Genomic DNA, 15,319 nt, shown 5'->3' on the forward strand with positions numbered 1-15,319 from the left:
TACTTGTATGGGACAACAGGAATATGACAATTTCAAAAGACTGATAAAGGAATGGCTCGACAGCCATCCGGATGAATATGCTGATTTCGTAGAAGAAATGAACGACAAGAAGTTCAAAGGATTCTTCAATATTTTCAATACGGCTGTAAGGCTTGTTCCAAAATATAAAGAAGCAGCACGAAAGAGAATAGGTGATGATAGAAACCCTGATTTCGAGGAACTGGAAAATGTTCTTTTACAATCAGACCTTGCCGAGAAGATAGTGAATGAGTTTCATACCCCGAATAAGAGAAGCATTGTTCCTGCCATGCTTGCATGGCTCTATTACGGACGAAGCTATGAGTGCATGGTGGAACAGGGTGAGGAACTGACCAAAAGAAAGGATATTCCCACCTTATACAAATGGCTTGTTTCCGGCATGGTCAAATTCATTATCAGAAAAAGCATCGCCAATGGCATGAGAACCAAAGAGGACTGGCAAGTATTCAGGAAGCAACAGAAAGCCATTGAGGAAAACTCTCTTGTGGAATGGGCAATAGAAGAAGATGAAGACATGGACGAGGAAGAAACAGATATGTTGCAGGAAGAACAGCTAAAGACCGCAGGACGCAAAGCCGACACACGCACGTTGCCAGAACTTCTGATAGAAAGGCATGACATACTGATTGAAAGAATTGGCACACGATTGAAAACCCATGCTACGGAAACAGATATAGCACGGCTGTTTATCGCACTGGTGGAATACCGCTTCATGCGGAAGTGCCCCATCAAGACTTTCAGAAACGCACTGCACGAGCAATTCAATGAACAAGAAATCGTCCACGAAAGAGGCATTCAGAAAGCATACAGAAATCTCATTTCACCACTTGGAAACAGCAAGAAACTGGTAAAAGACATTGGTGAAGACCATGAAGCCATCGAGGAATTGAAAGCCTATCTATCCAATTGAAGTTCGTTTAATTCGCTTTTCGTTTTTACGAATTTAACGAATTGAATATCATTGTTTTACGATTGATTTTCATTATATATTTGCGCCACTATCCTAATCGGGGTAGTGGCTTTTCGTTTATAATACTGCCGAAACGGGAAGTCTTACAACCGGCAGTTTCAAGAAGCCTATGACAGACATATTGGCAATTATTCAAAACGGAAACGGCAACATCAAGTTGGAAGTAACAGGAGAAGATTTGCTATTATTCTCCAACCAGTTAATCAGCCGTGCGAAACATGAACTTTCTACCGCCATTGCGGAAGCAAGAAAGGAGAAGTATCTAACCAAAGAGGAAGTGAAAACGATGTGCGGTGTTTGTGATACCACACTCTGGCACTGGTCTAAGAAAAACTATCTGAAGCCTGTAAAGGTTGGAAACAAGGTCAGATACCGACAATCCGACATTCAGAGAATCTTAGGTGAACACAACCCTTTAATCTAAGCCTATGAAGGAGGAAGAATATATGCGCGTAGGAACAACTTTGTACAAGGTAGTCAATCAGCCATGCGCCAATGGCGGTTATGAGAAGAAACGTGTCGTATGGAACAACAGCACATTACGGCAGGACTATGGAAAGAATTATCTTGCCACCGTCCCCAAGTATGACGGCTTTTGCACTGTTCCCAATCATCTGAACTACCAAAAGGAGATTGAGGGGTTTCTGAACCTTTACGAGCCGATAGAGCATAAACCGCAGCAGGGGGACTTCTCCCACATCCAATCCTTGATGCGGCACATCTTCGGAGAGCAATACGAGCTGGGCATGGATTATATGCAACTTCTGTATCTACAGCCGATACAGAAGCTGCCCATTGTCCTGCTTGTTTCAGAAGAACGCAACACAGGCAAAAGCACGTTCTTGAACTTTCTGAAAGCCGTGTTTGAGAATAATGTGACTTTCAATACCAACGAGGATTTCCGCAGCCAGTTCAATTCCGACTGGGCAGGAAAGCTGCTAATCGTTGTGGACGAAGTTTTGCTCAACCGCAGGGAAGACAGCGAACGGTTGAAAAACCTGAGCACCACTTTCACCTACAAGGTGGAAGCCAAAGGCAAAGACCGAACGGAGATTGCTTTCTTTGCCAAGTTCGTGCTATGTTCCAACAACGAATATCTGCCCATACTCATAGACGCAGGAGAAACACGCTACTGGGTGCGGAAGATAATGCCGTTGCAGAGTGATGATACCAACTTTCTGCAAAAGCTAAAAGCGGAAATACCCGCATTTCTTTATTTCCTGACCCAAAGGGAACTATCCACAACACAGGAAAGCCGTATGTGGTTCAACCCAAGACTGACACATACCGCAGCCTTGCAGAAAATAATCCGAAGCAACCGCAACCGACTGGAAATAGAAATGACCGAGTTGTTGCTTGACATCATGTCGAACATGAACGTGGAAAGCGTATCATTCTGCCTGAACGACCTTGTAACCTTGCTACTCTATTCACAGGTCAAGGTTGAAAAGTATCAAGTGAGGAAAGTTGTGCAGGAAGTATGGAAACTTACTTCCGCACACAATTCGCTATCCTACACCGCTTATGAGTTCGCACCCCATCGTGAGTGCCACTATGAGCCGAAAAGGAAAACTGGTCGGTTTTATACGGTAACGAAAGAACAACTGACCGCTATCTAATTATTTTGATGAAATGATGAATAAGGGAAGTAACATATTGCCTTACAGATAGATATGTATTCATCAAACACTCATCAACAACGATTGCTGATGAAAAAAGAAAACATCATTTCTCTTTTGGCAAGCAATCTGATGAGAAAAAGATGAACCGATACAGTTCTGTTTAACAGCGTGTTACATTTCAAATTCATCAAATCATCATTTTTTCATTCACCAACAAATCCGTAAGAAAATGACAATAGAAGAAGCTAAGAGCATACGAATAGCCGACTACCTGCACAGCTTGGGTTATTCACCAGTAAAACAACAAGGTATCAACCTTTGGTACAAATCCCCATTTCGGGAAGAGAGTGAAGCATCGTTCAAAGTGAATACCGAACGTGAACAATGGTATGACTTCGGTTTGGGAAAGGGCGGAAACATCATTGCACTGGCTGCACATCTGTATGCTACCGACCATGTACCTTACATTTTGAAACGGATAGCGGAGCAGACGCCGCACGTGCGCCCGGTATCTTTCTCTTTTGGAAAGCAAAACTCTTCCGAGCCGAGCTTCCAACAGTTGGAGATTCTTCCGTTGTCATCTCCTGCCCTGCTTGCCTACTTACAAGGTAGAGGAATTAACATAGAACTGGCGAAAAGAGAATGTAGTGAAGCCCGTTTCACCCACAACGGCAAGCGGTACTTTGCCATCGCCTTTCCCAATGCTTCGAGTGGGTTTGAGGTTCGCAACCGCTATTTCAAGGGCTGCATCGCTCCAAAGGAAATCTCCCACATCAGACAGTCTGGGAAAGCGAGGAATACCTGTTATGTGTTCGAGGGATTTATGGACTACCTCTCCTTTCTGACATTGAGACAGGAGAACTGCCCAAATTATCCGGAATTGGACGGACAGGACTATATCGTATTAAATTCCGTATCGAACGTGAATAAAGCTCTCTATCCGTTGGGCAGCTACGAACGCATCCACTGTTTTTTTGATAACGACCATGCAGGCATGGAAGCCCTCCAACAAATCCGCAAGGAATACGGCAGAGACCGATACATCCGTGACGCTTCACAGACTTACAGCGGATGCAAGGACTTGAACGAATACTTACAGAAACAGGCTGAGAAAAAAGGGCAGCTCCAATCCGTCAAAGAAGTGAGCAGCCAGTCACCGAAAAAGAAAAACGGCTTTCGGTTATAGCCCACTATAACTACACGCTCCGCTTTCGTAGTTGTGGGCTCTCCCGAGGGGATTAGGGCTTTGCCCTAATGACCCACTCAGGACGTTTCACCCCTGAGAACCCCGAGCAAAGAGTGACCCTCTCTTTGCAATCTCCGCTTATGGGTTACCCCTAAGAAATCTCGTGCAAATGAGAGCAGAGGCAAGCTTGCTTGACCTATGCCGAATGCAGCCGAGATTCATAAAATAACCCCTCTGCGAAAGCGAGCAGAATAATCAATTGCAAACAAAGAAAAGAAGCTATGGCAACAAAATCAAGCATACATATCAAACCTTGCAGAATCGCATCGAGCGAGGCGCACAACCGAAGGACTGCCGAATACATGCGCAATATCGGAGAGTCCAGAATCTATGTCGTTCCCGAACTTTCCACCGATAACGAACAGTGGATAAATCCCGACTTCGGCACTCCCGAACTGCGAACTCATTATAACAATATCAAGCAAATGGTCAAGGAAAAGACCGGACGTGCCATGCAGGAAAAGGAAAGAGAACGTAAGGGAAAGAATGGAAAGATTATCAAGGTGGCGGGATGTTCACCCATCCGTGAAGGAGTATTGCTCATCAGGCCGGACACCACACTAACTGATGTACGCAAATTCGGTGAAGAGTGTCAAAGACGCTGGGGCATCACTCCGCTACAAATTTTCCTGCACAAAGACGAAGGGCATTGGCTGAACGGTCAGCCGAAAGCGGAAGACAAAGAGAGCTTCCAAGTCGGTAACAGATGGTTCAAACCAAATTATCATGCTCATGTCGTATTCGACTGGATGAACCATGAAACCGGAAAGAGCCGAAAGCTCAATGACGAAGATATGGCAACCATGCAGACCTTGGCTTCCGATATTCTCCTAATGGAACGTGGGCAGTCAAAGGCTGTCACAGGTAAGGAGCATTTGGAGCGAAACGACTTTATCATTGAGAAACAGAAAGCCGAACTGCAACGTATAGAGGAAACCAAGCGACACAAGGAGCAACAGGTAAGTCTTGCCGAGCAGGAACTCAAACAGGTAAAAGCAGAGATACGCACCGACAAACTCAAAAGTGTAGCCACTGATGCAGCCACAGCCATAGCAAGCGGTGTCGGTTCTCTTTTCGGCAGCGGTAAATTGAAAGATTTGGAACAATCTAACGAGAATTTACGTCATGAAATTGCCAAACGTGACAAGGGCATTGATGAATTAAAAGCCAAGATGCAACAAATGCAGGAACAGCATAGTAAGCAGATTCGTAACATACAAGGAATACATAATCAAGAACTTGAAGCCAAAGACAAGGAAATATCACGATTGAATACCATTCTTGAAAAAGCGTTCAACTGGTTCCCATTACTCAAAGAAATGTTGAGAATGGAAAGACTGTGCTATGCCATCGGATTTACCAAAGATATGGTAAACAGTCTTTTGACCAAAAGGGAAGCTATCAGATGCAGCGGAAAACTTTACTCCGAAGAACATAGACGAAAATTTGAAATAAAGAATGACATTTTCAAGGTGGAGAAAAGTCCGGTTGATGAAAATAAATTGGTACTGACCATAAACAGGCAGCCGATAGGCGAATGGTTCAAGGAGCAATGGGAGAAGTTACAGCAGAATCTGCGTAACTCGGTGCAGAGAGAACAAAAAAACAGAGGATTCAAATTATAAATTCGTTCAACATAAAACAAAATCTCGATTAAATGACTAATTTTACATTTGGATAGAATCATCTATCCAAGAATAAGAAATCAAAGAAACGGTATGTTCATCTGGTTGCTTAGGATGCAGCATAATTGGTTCACGTTTCTCATAATCCATTTAGCCACTCGAATGGGACCAATAGAGTATATGATACGAATATGAATAAATTGTTCATGCCTTTTATGATGCTTGTCTACCTGCTCTTAACGGCTTGCGACAAGGATGATGTTTTACCAGCAAGACCCATGGAGTGGTCATATGAAATCATTACGCCTGCAAACGTCCAATTTTTAAAATCAACCACAGACGTTTCTCCGTCCTATTTTTTTGAGACGAATGGCAAGGGAGGTGATATGGTAATGACTTGTGAGAATTATGATGTGCTCAACCCCATATCAGGAGATTCTTACGTATACGATTGTGGATGGGCCACCCTCAAGATAGAAGGCAATCAGGTGAAAATTCACTTCGCTCCATCTACTCCTGATGATGTAGCACTAACACACGAAGAAATTCAGATTTCAGCCAATGACGGGGATAGAAAAGTGTATACGCTTATCGGTTTTTCCAGAGTCATTAACGAGGAGGGTCCCACAGACCCACAGCCGGAGGGGTTGCCCGAAGAAGCGAAGTTCAAGATGATAATGTCCGAATATACTCCCTTTATGAAGATTGAAAGTCCGCTGCCGGCACCTCTCGATTTGATTACCTTCCGAATCACGGATATAAACGGTGAATATTCACCCATAGACATCCCTGAGTTCACACACTATTATGATTCTATTGTGTGGAGCGCAGATGATTTTCCTCACACATTCAAAGTGGCTGAAAACAAAGTTTCTGCAGAAAGCGCTGAAACACATATCACTACACAATGGAGTTCGCACTTCTTCAAGAGCGGTACGGTAAAGAGCCATCTGAAAGGCTACCGCGATGGAAAAGTGGAATATGAAACTTCGCATCGCATCACGCTTTATGACCGCGATTTTTTGGGACTTGAATGGGGCGCAATTAATCTACAGAAGCCTACGAATCTGACGGCCTATTGTCTGTTGGATCGAAATTATGAGTACAAGTTGTATGACATTGTTGCCAAGGGCTATAATCCTTATTCTCGATTTGTCCCAGTAAACCATAAATTGCTGCCGGATGCAGACTTTCTGCCGACAACTAAAAAGGCAGTCATGATACTGATGGAAAACAGTCTTGGTACTGGAGAAAATGCCAACGGCAAAGAAAGTCTATTCAAATGTCTGCCTGAAAAAGGTGTAGTGGCTGAAAGGTATTGGGAAAATGAAACCACCCGCATGCTGATGTTGCATCGGCTTCCTGATGAGGAGGGATTGGCAGAAGAAAGCTATTATTTGCATATCGAACCTAAATAAGTATTTATGAATAGAGTAATTATCACATTCCTATTTTTTATCGGAATAGCCGTATCATCTTGCACAACCTCTAAAAGCGTTGTGTCGCAAAATGCAGATTTGTCTAAATATGAATATGCCTCAATCATCAACAATGACACCTATCACATTCCTGCCCAACTGATGGAATACGAAATACAGTTGTTTGATGCAGTAGAAGGCTCTCGTCTTACGTTGGTCAGTGATATGCGTATAAATGAGCTGACTGCAACACAACAGTCAAAACTGCTTATGGTAAAATATGGGGTAGATATTTTAGAAGAAGAATCCATTGTAACTGTGAATTTCATAGATTTCCTCACGGGTCGCCCGATAGCTTCATGTCGTGGTGCATACAGTACATTAGGATTGAGCGTATCTGCAGACATTAGAGGTGCTATAAAACGTGTTGCCAAACAAATTGAAGCCACATTTCCTAAGTAATGCAATGCCACTTAAAAAACTAAAGGTTGCCTATCTAATGCATTCGCATGTACATAGGCAACCTTTGATGTATCTTTGTATTCTAAGAAAAATAGTATCTTGTTTAATAAACCCCAGCTAAAATTCATTTCTTAAATAATACAAAAACACCCAGTTTTACATTCTTGGGTGTAAAAATGGGTATTTATTTTGTAATCTACTGATTTTCAGCATTTATTACAGAGAGACAGGCTCTAACAAAATTCTGCCATTATCATAGGTACATAAAAAACAATAACCCTGAAGTTTGCTTGTTCAGCAGGGACAACAGGGTCTTACGCTTGCAAATATAGGCATTAATTTCTATATTTGCAAGAGAAGTTCCGCTTTTAAACTTATACCAAATGAAATATGACGAATGTTTGCAGGTACTATCCCCTGCAAGATTAAATAAATACGCACAAGCAAGCGGCAATGAAAAAGCCAAGGCCTTGCGTCTATACCAATATAACATCAAGTTAAGCCAACGTTTTTATGGGGTTATCGGTATGTTTGAGATAATGCTACGCAATGCCATAAACACTCACTACAAACAATATTTCAATGATGATAATTGGATAATCAACCAAGCAAGACCCAATGGATTACTTGAACAGGAAGCTTCCGAAATAGTACGCATACAGCGTACTTATACCAATATGGGAGTGTACAACAACGATAAGATGGTAGCTTCCTTTACATTTGGTTTCTGGACTTATCTGTTTACAAGACGCAATTATCGCATAGGAGGAAAAACACTTCTTCAAATATTTCCCAACAAAGCGCATGGCTTAAAACAAACAGACATCTACAAACAATTGACTGCCATCCGTGAATTTCGTAACCGAATAGCACATCATGAACCTATCTGCTTCAACGCTACACGTGCGATAGATACAAAATATGCCAAAGAGCATTATGAGTTAATACGAACCTATATAGAATATATGGGATTTGATTCGGATTCTGTATTGCGAATGGTAGAAAAGCCCGATTCTATACTAAAAGTAATAGATGGCATGAAATAAATGCCCCATCTTTGGTGGAATACATAAGGATGATTGGGAACAATTTGGGAACATCTCCGATAAAAAGAAAAAGCTAAGTATTGAATTATCAATTACTTAGCTTTTATCCTCGTACCCAGACCCGGGGTCGAACCGGGATGGAAGTGAATCCACTGGTGTTTGAGACCAGCGCGTCTACCGATTCCGCCATCTGGGCATGTTTGATTTCTCAAATGCGGTGCAAAGATACAGCTTTTTTCTAAACCTGCAATACTTTTCCTAAAAAAAGGCGAAAAAAACGATAAAACCGACTTGAATCATTCCTTGTTTGTAAAATATGCAGTACATTAGCAGAAACTTTTAAAATCAATAGCATGGTAACCAATAAGGATAATTTCTGTGTAATTATGGGCGGAGGAATCGGCAGCCGTTTCTGGCCATTCAGCCGCAAGACACTTCCAAAACAGTTTCTGGATTTCTTTGGTACGGGACGTTCCTTGCTGCAGCAAACCTTCGATCGCTTCAAGCAGGTAATCCCCATGGAAAATATACTTATCGTAACAAATGACTTATATGCCGACCTTGTAAAAGAACAGCTTCCCGAACTTAAACCCGAACAGATTCTACTGGAGCCGACACGCAGGAATACAGCTCCCTGCATCGCGTGGGCTTCCTATCATATCCGCGCCTTGAATCCGGACGCCAATATAGTGGTAGCTCCTTCGGACCACTTAATTCTGAAGGAAGGCGAATTTCTGGCCGCTATCGAAAAAGGACTGGACTTCGTTTCCCAATCCGATAATCTGCTGACACTCGGTATCAAGCCCAACCGTCCAGAAACTGGATATGGTTATATACAAATAGCCGAAACCGCTGGTGATAACTTCTACAAGGTAAAAACCTTCACTGAAAAGCCCGAACTGGAACTGGCAAAAGTATTCGTGGAAAGCGGAGAATTCTATTGGAACTCCGGTCTGTTCATGTGGAACGTAAATACCATCATTAAGGCAAACGAAGCCCTGCTGCCCGAGCTGACATCCAAACTGGCCCCTGGCAAAGATGTGTACGGAACAGCCCAGGAGAAACAATTCATTGATGAGAACTTCCCGGCTTGCCCCAATGTATCTATAGACTTCGGCATCATGGAAAAGGCTGACAATGTATATGTATCATTAGGCGATTTCGGTTGGTCTGATTTAGGAACCTGGGGGTCTTTGTATGATTTGTCTCCTAAAGATGAGGCAGGCAATGTAGCTCTAAAATGTAAATCACTCATCTATAACAGCAAGGACAATATCGTGGTGCTGCCCGACAACAAACTTGCAGTTATCGACGGTTTGGAAGGTTATCTCATAGCCGAGTCGGACAATGTATTACTGATTTGCAAGAAGGATGAAGAACATACCATCCGCAAATATGTGAATGACGCCCAGATAAAATTGGGAGAAAAATACATTTAAATTAAGAATTAAAGGATAGGTGCCGAAGGTAAAAATAGCGGGAGTTGGATGAGTTCCAACTCCCGCTTCCGTTTATTTAGGGGAGGAAAATAAACCGGTTAAAGCGCTGCACGGATGGCTTCCGCCACAGCTTTGAATTCTTCGTCCGTCAGTTTCAGTTTGGGATTGGAAAAAAGCATATCTTTTTCGTTCTGCATAGGAATCAGATGTATGTGCGCATGAGGCACTTCCAGCCCCAATACCGCTTCTCCTACCTTTCTACACGGGAAGGCCTTGCCAATGGCAAGCGCCACTCTCTTGGCGAAAACATGCATCGCCGCCAAATCCTCATCATTCAAATCGAAAATATAATCTACTTCCTGCTTGGGAATGACCAATGTATGACCTTTTACCAACGGATTGATGTCAAGGAACGCAAAGAATCTGTCATCCTCCGCCACCTTGTAGCAAGGTATTTCACCTGCGATAATTCTACTGAATATTGTTGCCATAGCTATAAATTATAAAATAAGGCAAGCCCGTATGCGGACCTGCCTTCCTTTAAAATGATATGTTCACTACTTCCAGGTTAATCATGCCCTGCGGAACTTTGATTTCTGCGATGTCACCTACTTTCTTGCCAAGCAGACCTTGTGCAATCGGAGTATTCACGGAAATCTTTCCTTCCTTCAGATTGGCTTCACTTTCGGAAACGATGGTATAAACCATCTTCATGCCATTCTTCACGTTCTTAAGCTCTACTTTATTAAGAATCTGTACAGAATCGGTTTTCAACTTCGACTCATCAATAATCTTGGCGTCGGCAATGGTCAGCTTCAAATTGTTAATTTTCATCTCAAGCATACCTTGAGCTTCCTTGGCAGCGTCATACTCTGCATTTTCCGACAAATCACCTTTGTCACGCGCTTCGGCAATGGCAGCCGATATTTTGGGACGTTCCACCGTCTCCAGATGTTTCAATTCGGCCATTAATTTCTTGTAGCCGTCTTCTGACATATAAGCCATACTTTTTCCTCCTTAAATGTTATGTTAGTTTTTAATGGTACTATAAACAAAAAAGAATTCCAACATGGTCAGCATGCTGGAACCCTCTTTCCGATTTTCCTTTGCAAAGATAGCCTTTTATGCAATGCGTGTCAAGCATAAAAGGCTGCTTTGTAACATATTTAAACGAAAACTTCTTATTTATAACATGTTACAGCAATGCTTTCACTGCCGCCTCCAAGTCTTTAATACTCTCTCCACGGGCACTCAGCTCATTGTTCTTGTTGACCAGGAACACAGAAGGCACATTCTTCACATTATAAGAAGCCGCTATAGACGAATAGATTCCATTGCCGTCGCGCACACAAATCCAAGGTAGATTATCGGCAGTTGTTTTCCAATAGTGCTCGTCTGCATCCAGAGAAACCTGATAGATCTCCAATCCCTGGGCAGCATACTTGTCGTACAAGTCGCGCAACATATAATTATGTGTAGCAGAAACGGCACTCTGATAAACAGTGAAATCCACAATAACAGCCTTGCCTTTCAATTCGCTCAACTTACGTGTGTTACCCTTCATGTCACGTAGGCTAATGTCGATAACGCCGGTTTCGGAAATTACCTCTTCAGGGATTTCCACCACCTTCTGTTGCGGAGTACGGGTATTCTTCATTCCCTTTATTACAATGTTGTAGAGGTTCTTGGAGCGGTCTGCATCCGGATAATAATTGTTCAGGCTGGTTGCCACGGCTGCAAAACACTTAACGTCTTCCTTATTGTTCAAGGGGTCGAAAATCAAATAATTATTCAGCTTCTGAAACAAGGCGAAATAGGCGGCAGCCGTATTGGGAGCGGCAAAAATATAGCTGATTTTCACTTCATCCTTATAGTTCTTCAATAAAGAGGCAAGGCTGTCCTCAAAAACATCAGCGCCTATCTTATGCGCTTGCACCGACTGCAGCAATGCATTCACATTGTCCTGAAGCTTCATCTGTTTCAGCGTCAAGTCCTTTATCTTCAAGCTGTTCGGAGAACCTTCGACCGTATAGGCAGTGGCAAAATCGGTATAAGGTGCCCTTACCAAAACCGTTTCCGTCGAATCTACCGAGAAATTAATAACCTTGTCATCTACCCGCAAACGATAGAATTCCGGAGACACCGGACGTACCTGCTTGAAGTGGAAAGAACCATCCCCTTTCAGTTTTACAGAATCCAAAGGAACAATACCTTCCAATGCCGAGGCTTCCAAATAAAGCATCTTGCCGTCGGCACCAGACACTTCACCCTCTACTTTGAATTTAGGTTCGGAATTACATGCACCCAATGCTATTGCAGCAAGTGCCATAAAAAAGATTTTCTTCATATCGTATCTTCAGTTTTGTTTTGCAAACGTGCCTGCAAATATACTTCTTTTCAAGTTCAGTCAAAGCATTTTCCCACGTTCTTACATATAGAAAACAGCAAAAAACAACTAAATACAAACTTTTTATCTCATTCCCACCATTTTACATGAATAAATTATGTATCTTTGCACGAATTTTGAAAGAAAATTAGATATAAAACATTTTTTATGATTAACCCAATTGTTAAGACGATCGAGCTTCCTGATGGCAGAACCATCACGCTCGAAACGGGAAAGCTGGCAAAACAGGCAGACGGTTCTGTAATGCTTCGTATGGGCAATACCATGCTTTTAGCTACTGTTTGTGCCGCCAAGGACGCAGTTCCCGGAACAGATTTCATGCCATTACAAGTAGAGTACAAAGAAAAATTCTCCGCATTCGGACGTTTCCCCGGCGGTTTCACAAAACGTGAAGGACGCGCTTCTGACTACGAAATCCTCACTTGCCGCCTCGTTGACCGTGCTCTCCGCCCCTTATTCCCTGATAATTTCCATGCAGAGGTATACGTAAACATCATTCTTTTCTCGGCAGACGGCGTAGATATGCCCGATGCTCTGGCCGGACTCGCTGCTTCTGCCGCACTTGCAGTTTCAGATATCCCCTTCAACGGACCTATTTCCGAAGTACGCGTAGCACGCATCAACGGACAATTTGTCATCAACCCTACCTTTGAGCAACTGGAGCAAGCCGATATGGATTTGATGGTGGGCGCCACTTATGAAAACATCATGATGGTGGAAGGCGAAATGGACGAAGTTTCCGAGCAGGACTTGCTGGAAGCTATGAAGGCCGCACACGAAGCCATTAAGATTCAGTGTAAGGCACAGATGGAACTGGCAGAGGAAGTAGGCTCTACCGTGAAACGCGAATATTGCCACGAAGTGAACGACGAAGAACTTCGTAAAGCCGTTCACGACGCTTGCTACGACAAGGCTTATGCCATCGCCGCTTCCGGAAACAAGAACAAGCACGAACGCATGGATGCTTTCGATGCCATCCGCGAAGAATTCAAGGCACAGTTCTCCGAAGAAGAATTGGAAGAAAAGGCAGCCCTCATCGACCGTTACTATCATGATGTGGAAAAAGAGGCGATGCGCCGTTCCATTCTGGACGAAGGCAAGCGCCTTGATGGACGTAAGACCACCGAAATCCGTCCTATCTGGTGTGAGACCAGCTACCTGCCCGGCCCTCACGGCTCCGCTATTTTTACACGTGGCGAGACACAGTCTTTGTCTACAGTGACTTTAGGTACCAAGTTGGACGAGAAGATTATCGACGACGTATTGGAACACGGAAAAGAACGTTTCCTTCTGCACTATAACTTCCCTCCATTCTCTACAGGCGAAGCTAAGGCACAACGCGGTGTAGGCCGCCGTGAAATCGGTCATGGGCACTTAGCATGGCGTGCCTTGAAGGGACAGATTCCCGCAGACTATCCGTACGTAGTACGCGTAGTATCCGACATCCTCGAATCAAACGGTTCTTCTTCCATGGCTACCGTATGTGCCGGAACTTTGGCATTGATGGATGCAGGTGTGAAAATCAAAAAACCGGTATCAGGTATCGCCATGGGATTGATTAAGAATGCAGGCGAAGACAAATATGCCGTATTGTCCGACATCCTCGGTGATGAGGACCACTTGGGCGACATGGACTTCAAAGTGACCGGAACAAAAGACGGTATCACCGCCACTCAGATGGATATCAAAGTGGATGGTCTGTCATACGAAATCCTTGAAAAGGCTTTGCTGCAGGCTAAAGAAGGCCGCGAATATATCTTGGGAAAAATTACCGAGTGCATCGCCGAGCCTCGCGAAGACCTGAAACCTCACGCTCCGCGTATCGAGACAATGACCATTCCTAAAGAATTCATCGGTGCTGTCATCGGTCCTGGTGGAAAGATTATCCAAGGTATGCAGGAAGAAACCGGTGCCACCATCACAATTGAAGAAGTGGACAACATCGGTAGAATCGAAATCGCCGGTACCAACAAGAAGAGCATCGATGATGCTATGCGTATCATCAAAGGCATTGTGGCTGTCCCTGAAGTAGGCGAAGTCTACAAAGGCAAGGTACGCTCCATTATGCCTTACGGCGCATTCGTTGAATTCCTGCCGGGTAAGGACGGTTTGCTCCATATCTCCGAAATCGACTGGAAACGTCTGGAAACAGTGGAAGAAGCCGGTATCAAGGAAGGTGACGAAATCGACGTAAAACTTCTCGACATCGACCCGAAGACCGGAAAATTCAAGCTGTCACGTAAAGTATTGCTTCCAAGACCGGAAAGACAAGAAAGACCGGAAAAGAAATAAGAAATCTCTTATTCTTTAAGCATATAAAGCCTGGTGGAGCTCCATCAGGCTTTCTTTTTGTCCATACAGCCAGAATGGCTCCGAAAAAACAAGGCACAATGCTTGCATATTCCAAAAAGATTATGTTTTTTGCTATATAAAGCCTTATATTCCATAAAGAACCTCAATTAATGTCCGGTTTAAGGAGCCTACATACTATGAATCTTTTCTCACGCTTTTTCCAGGAAAACCAAGAAAAGTTTTTGGCCTTTGCTTATTCTTATCTCAGGGATAAAGCGGAAGCGGAAGACGTTGTGATGGAATCCATGATTGCCCTATGGGAAAATCGAGACCGCTGGGAAGAAAATAGTAACCTGCATGCCCTGCTGCTGACCATCATAAAGAACAAAGCCCTGCACGTACTCGAGCACAAGCAGGTGCGTCTACGGGCGGAAGAAACCATCAGTAGCCACAACCTGCGCGAATTGGACTTACGTATCTCCACCCTGAAAGCCTGCGAACCAGACAAGATATTCAATACGGAAATACAACATATCGTAAATAAGACCTTGCAGGAAATGCCCGAACAAAGCCGGAGGATATTCATGTTGAGCCGATACCAGAACCTGGCAAACAAGCAGATTGCCGATAGCCTGAACATATCACTTAAGACCGTAGAGGCACACATCACCAAAGTGCTGCGAATTCTCCGGCTGAGACTGAAAGATTATCTTATAACTATACTCATTATATTAATATCCTAAAAAGATGCCT

General features: G+C 43.5%; 14 protein-coding genes and 1 tRNA gene. 11 read left to right on the forward strand and 4 right to left on the reverse strand.

The genetic code is table 11. The annotated features are described in order from the left end of the window. The first annotated feature begins 7 nt into the window (after positions 1 to 7). From DWY57_RS20890 to DWY57_RS10530, 8 genes are all read left to right on the forward strand, one after another. On the forward strand, positions 8 to 949 hold the full coding sequence (locus DWY57_RS20890; protein ID WP_165853597.1) for a DUF6043 family protein: 942 nt from the start codon (positions 8 to 10) through the stop codon (positions 947 to 949). Between the two features lie 169 nt (positions 950 to 1,118). After that, positions 1,119 to 1,433: a helix-turn-helix domain-containing protein gene (locus tag DWY57_RS10500; RefSeq protein ID WP_117859757.1), complete on the forward strand. Its 315-nt coding sequence runs from the start codon at positions 1,119 to 1,121 to the stop codon at positions 1,431 to 1,433. A 4-nt stretch (positions 1,434 to 1,437) separates the two neighbouring features. Next, positions 1,438 to 2,628, forward strand: a complete 1,191-nt coding sequence (locus DWY57_RS10505) for a primase-helicase family protein (RefSeq protein WP_119961713.1) — start codon at positions 1,438 to 1,440, stop codon at positions 2,626 to 2,628. 232 nt (positions 2,629 to 2,860) lie between these two features. After that, positions 2,861 to 3,817: a toprim domain-containing protein gene (locus DWY57_RS10510; protein WP_119961714.1), complete on the forward strand. Its 957-nt coding sequence runs from the start codon at positions 2,861 to 2,863 to the stop codon at positions 3,815 to 3,817. Between the two features lie 281 nt (positions 3,818 to 4,098). Further along, positions 4,099 to 5,502, forward strand: coding sequence for a mobilization protein (locus DWY57_RS10515; protein ID WP_119961715.1), 1,404 nt, complete (start codon positions 4,099 to 4,101; stop codon positions 5,500 to 5,502). Between the two features lie 206 nt (positions 5,503 to 5,708). Further along, the gene (locus tag DWY57_RS10520) at positions 5,709 to 6,920 is read left to right on the forward strand and encodes a hypothetical protein (protein ID WP_119961716.1); all 1,212 of its coding nucleotides are present in this window, start codon (positions 5,709 to 5,711) and stop codon (positions 6,918 to 6,920) included. A 6-nt stretch (positions 6,921 to 6,926) separates the two neighbouring features. Further along, entirely contained in the window at positions 6,927 to 7,382 is a 456-nt protein-coding gene (locus DWY57_RS10525) for a hypothetical protein (RefSeq protein ID WP_005940157.1), read from the forward strand. Positions 7,383 to 7,765: 383 nt separating this feature from the next. Then, positions 7,766 to 8,428 (forward strand): Abi family protein, encoded by a 663-nt coding sequence (locus tag DWY57_RS10530; protein WP_119961717.1) that lies wholly within the window; start codon positions 7,766 to 7,768, stop codon positions 8,426 to 8,428. A 112-nt stretch (positions 8,429 to 8,540) separates the two neighbouring features. Here the strand turns inward: DWY57_RS10530 and DWY57_RS10535 are convergent. Continuing rightward, a tRNA-Leu gene (locus DWY57_RS10535) sits at positions 8,541 to 8,624 on the reverse strand. A 157-nt stretch (positions 8,625 to 8,781) separates the two neighbouring features. Here DWY57_RS10535 and DWY57_RS10540 point away from each other — a divergent pair. Continuing rightward, positions 8,782 to 9,867, forward strand: a complete 1,086-nt coding sequence (locus DWY57_RS10540; RefSeq protein WP_117599773.1) for a mannose-1-phosphate guanylyltransferase — start codon at positions 8,782 to 8,784, stop codon at positions 9,865 to 9,867. Between the two features lie 98 nt (positions 9,868 to 9,965). On the opposite strand, the gene DWY57_RS10545 is transcribed toward DWY57_RS10540, so the two are convergent. The 3 genes from DWY57_RS10545 to DWY57_RS10555 form a co-directional block, all read right to left on the reverse strand. Further along, on the reverse strand, positions 9,966 to 10,358 hold the full coding sequence (locus DWY57_RS10545) for an HIT family protein (protein WP_117599774.1): 393 nt from the start codon (positions 10,356 to 10,358) through the stop codon (positions 9,966 to 9,968). A gap of 49 nt (positions 10,359 to 10,407) precedes the next feature. Beyond that, a complete protein-coding gene (gene greA, locus DWY57_RS10550) occupies positions 10,408 to 10,872 on the reverse strand; it encodes a transcription elongation factor GreA (RefSeq protein ID WP_005824394.1) in 465 nt (154 codons plus the stop codon). Positions 10,873 to 11,062: 190 nt separating this feature from the next. After that, the gene (locus DWY57_RS10555; RefSeq protein ID WP_119961718.1) at positions 11,063 to 12,214 is read right to left on the reverse strand and encodes a thioredoxin-like domain-containing protein; all 1,152 of its coding nucleotides are present in this window, start codon (positions 12,212 to 12,214) and stop codon (positions 11,063 to 11,065) included. A gap of 207 nt (positions 12,215 to 12,421) precedes the next feature. Between DWY57_RS10555 and pnp the strand changes: the two genes are divergently transcribed. Beyond that, on the forward strand, positions 12,422 to 14,566 hold the full coding sequence (pnp, locus tag DWY57_RS10560; protein WP_117599776.1) for a polyribonucleotide nucleotidyltransferase: 2,145 nt from the start codon (positions 12,422 to 12,424) through the stop codon (positions 14,564 to 14,566). A 170-nt stretch (positions 14,567 to 14,736) separates the two neighbouring features. After that, entirely contained in the window at positions 14,737 to 15,309 is a 573-nt protein-coding gene (locus DWY57_RS10565) for an RNA polymerase sigma-70 factor (RefSeq protein WP_117599777.1), read from the forward strand. The last annotated feature ends 10 nt before the right edge of the window (positions 15,310 to 15,319 follow it).

Source organism: Bacteroides sp. AF25-5LB (assembly GCF_003602965.1).
Lineage (GTDB): Bacteria > Bacteroidota > Bacteroidia > Bacteroidales > Bacteroidaceae > Bacteroides > Bacteroides uniformis.

Excerpts from the sequence above, each read along its gene's own strand:
- DWY57_RS20890 (WP_165853597.1), top strand. The coding sequence starts at position 8 with ATGGGACAACAGGAATATGACAATTTCAAAAGACTGATAAAGGAATGG.
- DWY57_RS10500 (WP_117859757.1), top strand. The coding sequence starts at position 1,119 with ATGACAGACATATTGGCAATTATTCAAAACGGAAACGGCAACATCAAG.
- DWY57_RS10505 (WP_119961713.1), top strand. The coding sequence starts at position 1,438 with ATGAAGGAGGAAGAATATATGCGCGTAGGAACAACTTTGTACAAGGTA.
- DWY57_RS10510 (WP_119961714.1), top strand. The coding sequence starts at position 2,861 with ATGACAATAGAAGAAGCTAAGAGCATACGAATAGCCGACTACCTGCAC.
- DWY57_RS10515 (WP_119961715.1), top strand. The coding sequence starts at position 4,099 with ATGGCAACAAAATCAAGCATACATATCAAACCTTGCAGAATCGCATCG.
- DWY57_RS10520 (WP_119961716.1), top strand. The coding sequence starts at position 5,709 with ATGCCTTTTATGATGCTTGTCTACCTGCTCTTAACGGCTTGCGACAAG.
- DWY57_RS10525 (WP_005940157.1), top strand. The coding sequence starts at position 6,927 with ATGAATAGAGTAATTATCACATTCCTATTTTTTATCGGAATAGCCGTA.
- DWY57_RS10530 (WP_119961717.1), top strand. The coding sequence starts at position 7,766 with ATGAAATATGACGAATGTTTGCAGGTACTATCCCCTGCAAGATTAAAT.
- DWY57_RS10540 (WP_117599773.1), top strand. The coding sequence starts at position 8,782 with ATGGTAACCAATAAGGATAATTTCTGTGTAATTATGGGCGGAGGAATC.
- DWY57_RS10545 (WP_117599774.1), bottom strand. The coding sequence starts at position 10,358 with ATGGCAACAATATTCAGTAGAATTATCGCAGGTGAAATACCTTGCTAC.
- greA (WP_005824394.1), bottom strand. The coding sequence starts at position 10,872 with ATGGCTTATATGTCAGAAGACGGCTACAAGAAATTAATGGCCGAATTG.
- DWY57_RS10555 (WP_119961718.1), bottom strand. The coding sequence starts at position 12,214 with ATGAAGAAAATCTTTTTTATGGCACTTGCTGCAATAGCATTGGGTGCA.
- pnp (WP_117599776.1), top strand. The coding sequence starts at position 12,422 with ATGATTAACCCAATTGTTAAGACGATCGAGCTTCCTGATGGCAGAACC.
- DWY57_RS10565 (WP_117599777.1), top strand. The coding sequence starts at position 14,737 with ATGTCCGGTTTAAGGAGCCTACATACTATGAATCTTTTCTCACGCTTT.